This window comes from uncultured Cyclobacterium sp. (assembly GCF_963976465.1).
Lineage (GTDB): Bacteria > Bacteroidota > Bacteroidia > Cytophagales > Cyclobacteriaceae > Cyclobacterium.
Genome location: NZ_CAXBOC010000410.1, coordinates 1 through 5,374 on the forward strand (window position 1 = coordinate 1; position 5,374 = coordinate 5,374).

General features: G+C 37.9%; 5 protein-coding genes, 1 pseudogene and 1 riboswitch. Of the genes and pseudogenes, 5 read left to right on the top strand and 1 reads right to left on the bottom strand.

The genetic code is table 11. From position 1 onward, the window contains the following. Positions 1-480: pseudogene (locus AAC037_RS19065) on the bottom strand (peptidase S8); the annotation flags it as partial. 489 nt (positions 481-969) lie between these two features. Then, positions 970-1,079, top strand: a riboswitch (SAM riboswitch). 182 nt (positions 1,080-1,261) lie between these two features. Between AAC037_RS19065 and AAC037_RS19070 the strand changes: the two are divergent. From AAC037_RS19070 to AAC037_RS19090, 5 genes are all read left to right on the top strand, one after another. Further along, the gene (locus AAC037_RS19070; protein ID WP_339904836.1) at positions 1,262-2,566 is read left to right on the top strand and encodes an O-acetylhomoserine aminocarboxypropyltransferase/cysteine synthase; all 1,305 of its coding nucleotides are present in this window, start codon (positions 1,262-1,264) and stop codon (positions 2,564-2,566) included. A 10-nt stretch (positions 2,567-2,576) separates the two neighbouring features. Then, positions 2,577-3,632 carry a homoserine O-acetyltransferase gene (gene metX / locus AAC037_RS19075; RefSeq protein WP_339904838.1) on the top strand — a complete coding sequence of 352 codons (1,056 nt, stop codon included), beginning with the start codon at positions 2,577-2,579 and terminating at the stop codon, positions 3,630-3,632. 20 nt (positions 3,633-3,652) lie between these two features. Continuing rightward, positions 3,653-4,042: a VOC family protein gene (locus AAC037_RS19080; RefSeq protein ID WP_339904841.1), complete on the top strand. Its 390-nt coding sequence runs from the start codon at positions 3,653-3,655 to the stop codon at positions 4,040-4,042. A gap of 134 nt (positions 4,043-4,176) precedes the next feature. Further along, entirely contained in the window at positions 4,177-4,956 is a 780-nt protein-coding gene (locus AAC037_RS19085; protein ID WP_339904839.1) for a glycerophosphodiester phosphodiesterase family protein, read from the top strand. Beyond that, a partial coding sequence (locus tag AAC037_RS19090; protein WP_339904840.1) for an alkaline phosphatase family protein occupies positions 4,957-5,374 on the top strand: 418 nt, incomplete at its 3' end. It lies immediately after the preceding gene.

Genomic DNA, 5,374 nt, shown 5'->3' on the forward strand with positions numbered 1-5,374 from the left:
TCGCTTCACATCTTCCTTATCCAAGTCTCCGTAAATGGCCTTTAACCTTACGTATTCTCTAGTCAATTCATGAGAATCATTGTCTATCTGCGAACCATCGGCTCCTCCAATAAAATTCCAGCCATGTACATCATCTACATAGCCGTTATTATCATCATCAATACCATTTCCGGCAATTTCATCCTCATTGATCCATATTTTACCCTGAAGATCTTCATGATCTATGTCGATTCCGGAATCAATAACCGCTACCACGATCGTAGTTTTTGGAGATTTCCCCTGTAGTAATTTTTCATAGGCTTTTTCTGTACCGGTACCCATAATCCCATCATCTATAGGATCCAGTAAAAACCAGTTATCAGGCGTTTTAAGGCTGTCTTTTAAATAGACCTCACCTGAAAATGCATAAATAGACCCATAACCACTGAGAAAAATTCCCAGTAAAAATGCACAAAAATACGTTTTGAAATTTCTTTCCATAGAATTTGAAATGTATATATAAATTTAAAAGGCATGCTTTACGATCACCCGCTCTAAAAACCAAGAATGTAAGGTACCAAAGATTAAGTTTGTTACAAATTTCAAAAACTTTTACGGTAAGATTATCCTTTTGTTGGTTTATTTTGAAGCTGGACATTAAAACCTGCCCATCTACTTGACAATACATGCAACGAAATAAACCTAGAACCGTTTGTTAAAAAACTTTAAAACAAGTCAGATAACAGAGTTAAAATTATTATCAACTTCTTATTATTTATTTGAATAAATGGAAGGAAGCATTTCCAACACATTGAGTCATTTGATAAATTGTTTTTCTTTTAAATAATAATACGGTAGTAAAAGCACTGCTAATTCACTGATTATTTGACTTGTTTGCATTTAAAAAGAAAAAATCATTGACAACTATTGGAAAATTTGACAATGTGGCTTTATTTTGTACAATCCTTTTACTTTTTCTGAAGTAGTTAGGATTTATATAGAAGAGGCAAGAGACAGGCTCGTTGACCCTCTGGCAACCTGGAAAATCCAAGGTGCCAATTCCTGCCAGATGAAATTGGTTACATCTGGGAATATAAATTCAAAACTTATATATGAGCTCCATACACCATTCAATAAAGGATAAAAACCCCAGAAGCTTTCAACAGCTATTTGATTTCTATTTAAATAGAAATCCAAACCGGCCAAAGTGCGTTTAGCTTATGCTGGTTTTTCCTACAGAAAAAATAATCAGAATTGATAACAAACCTAAAACATAAAAAACATGTCTAAAAATTATCGTTTCGAAACATTGCAAGTCCACGGAGGACAAGAAGCAGACCCATCTACCAATTCTAGAGCTGTTCCTATTTATCAAACCACCTCTTATGTATTCAATTCTGCAGAACATGGTGCCAATTTATTTGCCTTAAAAGAATTTGGAAACATCTATACCAGGATAATGAACCCAACCTCAGATGTATTTGAGAAAAGGGTGGCAGCATTAGAAGGTGGTGTTGCAGCAGTGGCTACAGCTTCTGGCCAAGCCGCACAATTTTTAGCTTTAAACAACTTCCTAAGCGTAGGCGATAACTTTGTTACCTCTCCTTTTCTTTATGGCGGATCTTACAATCAATTTAAGGTTTCATTCAAAAGAATAGGTATTGAAGCTAGATTTGCTAAATCCGACAAGGCAGATGATCTGGCTGCAGAAATCAATGATAAAACCAAAGCCATCTATGTGGAGACAATTGGAAACCCTGAATTCAACGTTCCGGATTTTGAAGCAATTGCAGCATTGGCCAAAAAACATGATATTCCTTTAGTAGTTGACAATACCTTTGGTGCCGGAGGATATCTATGTCAGCCCATCAAGCATGGTGCTAATATTGTAACCTCTTCTGCAACCAAATGGATAGGTGGCCATGGTACTTCTATTGGTGGCGTAATCGTAGATGGAGGAAATTACAATTGGGGTAATGGTAAATTTCCACAATTCTCTGAACCTTCTGAAGGATACCATGGACTTAATTTCTGGGAAACTTTTGGCGATAATAATCCCTTAGGCTTGCCAAATATTGCCTTCGCTATCCGAGTAAGGGTAGAAGGTCTAAGAGATTTTGGTCCTGCCATCAGTCCATTCAACTCTTTCCAACTGCTTCAGCGATTAGAAACCCTTTCTCTTCGTGTTCAAAGAACTGTAGATAATGCCTTGGAATTGGCGAAATGGTTGGAAGCACACCCTAAAGTGAAATCAGTTAATTACCCGGGCTTAACTAATAGCCCTTATCACGAAACGGCGAAAAAATACCTTACGAATGGATTTGGGGGAGTCTTAAGCTTTGAAATTGTAGGGGAAAAAGAAACAGCTTCCAATTTTATTAATAATCTGGAATTAATCTCACATGTGGCCAATGTAGGTGATGCCAAAACTTTGATCATTCAACCTTCAGCCACTACTCATCAGCAACTTTCTGATGACGCCCAATTAGCCGCCGGGGTAACGCCAACATTGTTAAGACTTTCTTCAGGTATAGAACACATTGAAGATGTGAAAGCCGACCTATCGGCCGCTTTCGACAAAATTTAAAATTATTAAAATGAACCTTCAATCGCCGCATTTGACTATTGAAATGACCCAGGAGATTTTCTATTGCCAGGAAGCATTACTTTTGGAGTCCGGAGAATCAATTCCGGAGTTTCAATTGAGTTTTACGACCCAAGGCCAATTAAACGCAAACAAAGACAATGTTATTTGGGTCCTGCATGCCTTAACCGGTGATGCCAACCCTCATGAATGGTGGTCAGGATTAATTGGAGAGGACAAGTTTTTTGATCCTTCCAAATATTTCATTGTCTGTGCCAATTTTCTTGGTTCCTGTTATGGCTCTACCCAACCTTTAAGCAATAACCCTAAAAGTGGGGATCCTTATTATTATGACTTTCCCAATATTACCACGAGGGATATTGCAGCGGGATTGGATAAATTAAGAATACACCTGGGATTGGAAAAAATCAATACGGTAATTGGAGGTTCTTTAGGTGGTCAAGTAGGTTTAGAATGGGCAGTTTCATTAGGAGACAAGCTTGAGAATGCCATAATCGTGGCTTCCAATGCCAAGGCTTCACCTTGGATTATTGGTTTTAATGAAACCCAAAGGATGGCCATAGAATCGGATAGCTCTTGGGGAAAACCACATCCTGAAGCTGGCAAGAAAGGCCTGGAAACAGCTAGGGCCATAGGCATGTTGAGTTATAGACATCCCATGACTTTCCTGCAAAACCAAAGCGAAACAGAGGAGAAAAGGGATGATTTTAAAATAAGCAGTTACCTAAGGTACCAAGGGCTAAAATTGGCCAATCGATTTAATGCGCTGTCTTATTGGATTCTATCCAAAGCCATGGACAGCCACGACATCGGAAGAAGGCGAGGTGGAACACCCGTTGCCCTTTCAAAAATTAAATGTAAAGTACTTTCAATTGGAGTTGATACGGACATCTTATTTACAAGTGAAGAATCCAGATATATCAGCAAACATGTACCAAAAGGAACCTACAGGGAAATATCCTCAATATATGGGCATGATGCCTTCCTTATAGAATACGAGCAATTGCAATACATTTTAAAATCATTTTACTTAGAAAATAACGGTTAGTCAAAGATTCACTTGGAATGATCTCATACACCAGGATAAAGGAAACATGTCTCTACGTAGATGATTTAGATCTAGCTGAAAGGTTTTATCATCAAATATTAGAAATGCCATTAATTTCTAAAGAGGATCAGAGACATGTTTTTTTCAGATGTGGAGACAGTGTCTTGCTTTGCTTCTTACTTGAAATAACTAAGCATGACAGCAATTTGCCGCCACATTTTGCCTATGGCAAGCAGCACATTGCTTTTGAAGTGGAACATAAAGATTATTTAGAGATTAAGAAAAAATTAAGTGACAAGGGTATAACCATTACCCATCAACAGGAATGGAAAAAAGACATCAGCAGTTTTTATTTTGAAGATCCTTTCGGACATGTCTTAGAGATTGTCCCTACAGGCATGTGGGACTAATATTTTTTGCTAATTTCAATTAATGCCAACTTTTTAATACAAACTCCATATTATTTTAATGATAAATTTTATTGAAGGGTTGTGGATTGCATTAACTTTTAGAATATTGCAATAAAAACAATAACTACAGTTAGATGTCAAAATATTTTCTATTGATTATAGGCATATGTGCATGCCTTTTTTCTTGCACCAACCAAAGTATGGAGTTTAATAACAACCAAGTAATCGCCCACAGAGGGGCTTGGAAAACTAGCCCTCATCCTCAAAATTCTCTGGCTTCACTGCAGGAGGCTTTTGACTTGGGCTGCACCGGATCAGAGTTCGATGTCTGGATGACTTCAGACGGAATCCTGGTAGTAAACCATGATGCAGACCACCATGGAATGGAAATAGAGGAAACCACCTATGCTGAGCTTTTGGAAAAACCTTTGCCTAATGGGGAAAAAATTCCTACCGTAGAAGAGTATTTGACCTATGGTATGAAACAAAATAAAACCAAGCTCATCTTTGAGATAAAGCCTTCGAGAGTATCTAAAGAAAGAGGAATTGAATTGGCAGAAAAATCTGTCGCCATTGTTAAAAAATTAGGCGCTGAAAAATGGGTAGATTATATCACTTTTGGTTATGAAATGGGACTAAAAGTTATCTCTTTGGACCCCGAGGCAAATGTAGCCTACCTTACGGGTGACAAAACGCCCCAAGAGCTAAAAGATGACGGTTTTTTTGGCTTCGATTATAATATCAAAAAAGTGAAAGAAAACCCTCAATGGATCAAAGAAGCCCAGGACCTTGGTTTAACTGTTAATGTCTGGACGGTCAACAAGGAAGATGATATGAAATGGTTAATGGATCAAAATGTGGAATTTATTTCTACTGACGAACCTGAATTATTATTTTCTCTTATCAACCAATAAATGAAACTTATCAGTAGATTACCTGGTATTTTTTTCTTGTTAACAGTTGCTTCGATTATTGGCTTTTCCTGTAGCGAACCCGAACAGTCTACTCAGAAGGTTAAACATATCATTTTAATCGGGCTGGATGCATTCGGATCGAGAGGTTTCCAGAAGGCTTCTACTCCCAATATGAATAAGATGACGGAAAACGGAGCCATGGCTCCGTTTTCTCGTTGTTTACTCCCAACCAACAGTTCTCCAAACTGGACAGCAATGCTTACCGGTGTGGGGCCATTGCAACACGGCGTTTATGACAATGATTGGGAAAGGGACAAGGAGAAATGGCCTCCCGTTTTAACTACTGACGAGGGGGTTTACCCAAGTTTAATTAACTGGGTAAAGGAACAAATTCCATCTTCCAAAGTTCATTTTTTCT